Raw genomic sequence first — 1,709 nt, forward strand, 5'->3', positions numbered from 1 at the left:
CGGCCGCCCGACGGCCCGCCGTCCCCTCCCGCCGGGAGGAGGCGGCGGGCCGTCGTCGTCCCCGCCGGGGAGGGGTCCGGGCGCGCCCCGACGGGCGCAGGGCCCGCGGCCGCCGGCGGCGTCGACCCCTTGACCGGTGGATCCGGCGCTCGTTGACTGGGGGACCATCCGGGCCCCCGCCATCGGGGCGGGACCGCCGAGGAGACGAGCGAAGGAGTGCATCATGGCCGACATGGGCAACAAGTTCGACAAGCTCAAGGGCGACGCCAAGGAGGGCCTGGGCAAGGCCACCGGCGACGACCGCCTGCGCGCCGAGGGCAAGACCGAGTCCACCGCCGCCGGCGCCAAGGACGCCGTGCAGAACGCGGGGGACAAGGTCAAGGACGCCGCCGCCGGCATCAAGGACGGCCTCTCCAAGGACCGCTGAGTCCCTGGATCACTGAGCCGGACTCGCGCCGGACGGTCGCCGGACCGGAGGGGCCGGCAAGCCCGCCCCGTCCGCGTCCGGCGAACAGCGGAGCGTGACCCTTCCCACAGAGCTCTGACAGTGCCAGGGTGGTCCGTGACCGCTCGACGTGGTCCTGCATCACCCCTCCCGGCATCGACCGGGGCGGGCGCGCAGCCCCGAGAAGAAGGAGACCTGTCCTATGGGAATCGGTGACCTGAACAACCTCGCAAACCAGCACTCGGACAAGATCAACGAGGCCGTGGACGGCGCTCAGGAGCAGCACGGCGACAAGCTGGGCGAGCACGCCGACACCGTGAACAAGGGTGTCGACGGCGCCCAGGAGAAGTTCCTGTCCGGTGAGAAGAACGAGGGCGAGCAGCAGGCCTGAGCCTGCCGTCGAGCCGCGGGAGCCCCCGCCCGGTCCGCCGGGACGGGGGCTCCCGTCTGTCCGGACCCGGGGAGGGCGGGCCTAGACTGGGCCCCATGCCTGCCGACCGCCAGATCACCCTGCGCTCCGCGCGGACGGGGGACGTCCCGGCCATCCGCGCGCTCGTGGAGCCGCTGGCCCAGGAGCGCGTGCTGCTCCAGAAGGAGGCGGTGGCCTTCTACGAGGCCATCCAGGAGTTCGTGGTCGCCGAGGACGCGGACGGCTCCCTCGCCGGCTTCGGCGCCCTCCACGTGATGTGGCAGGACATCGCCGAGGTCCGCACCCTCGCCGTCTCCCGGGACCACCGGGGCGCCGGCGTCGGGCACCTGATCCTCGAGGAGCTGCTCAGGCGCGCCCGGGCCGTGGGCGTGGAGCGGGTGTTCTGCCTGACCTTCGAGGTGGAGTTCTTCCGCCGGCACGGGTTCGCCGTGATGGCGGACCAGTCCGCCGTGGACCCCGAGGTCTACGCCGAGCTGCTGCGCTCCACGGACGAGGGCGTGGCCGAGTTCCTCGACCTCGCCCGGGTCAAGCCGAACACCCTCGGCAACACCCGCATGATCCGCACCCTCTGACGCGGGCACGCCCGGAGCGGGCGCGCCGCCCGCCGGTCCTCACCGCCGCGCCTCAATGCCACTCCGCCGGTCCCCGCCGGGGCCGGGCTCAGGACGGGAAGGCGAGGGCGCCGTCGTCGTCCCGGGCCAGGAGGCCGTCCGCCAGCAGCCCGGCCACGCACCGCTCCCACTGCGCGTCCCCGGGGCGGTGCGCCCCCAGGCGCCCACCGGCCACGACGACGGCGCGCAGCCCGTCCCCGGCCACCCGCCCGTGCTCGCGCAC

At 74.5% G+C, this 1,709-nt stretch carries 3 protein-coding genes; all 3 read left to right on the forward strand.

The genetic code is table 11. The features are described 5' to 3' along the window. Positions 1-223 precede the first annotated feature (223 nt). Positions 224-427 carry a CsbD family protein gene (locus NWP10_RS11860; RefSeq protein ID WP_158493652.1) on the forward strand — a complete coding sequence of 68 codons (204 nt, stop codon included), beginning with the start codon at positions 224-226 and terminating at the stop codon, positions 425-427. A gap of 220 nt (positions 428-647) precedes the next feature. Further along, positions 648-836 carry an Rv0909 family putative TA system antitoxin gene (locus tag NWP10_RS11865; RefSeq protein ID WP_158491924.1) on the forward strand — a complete coding sequence of 63 codons (189 nt, stop codon included), beginning with the start codon at positions 648-650 and terminating at the stop codon, positions 834-836. A 95-nt stretch (positions 837-931) separates the two neighbouring features. Then, positions 932-1,447 (forward strand): amino-acid N-acetyltransferase, encoded by a 516-nt coding sequence (locus NWP10_RS11870; RefSeq protein ID WP_258301038.1) that lies wholly within the window; start codon positions 932-934, stop codon positions 1,445-1,447. Positions 1,448-1,709 lie beyond the last annotated feature (262 nt).

Source organism: Micrococcus sp. HG099 (assembly GCF_024723355.1).
GTDB classification, from domain to species: Bacteria; Actinomycetota; Actinomycetes; order Actinomycetales; family Micrococcaceae; genus Micrococcus; species Micrococcus endophyticus.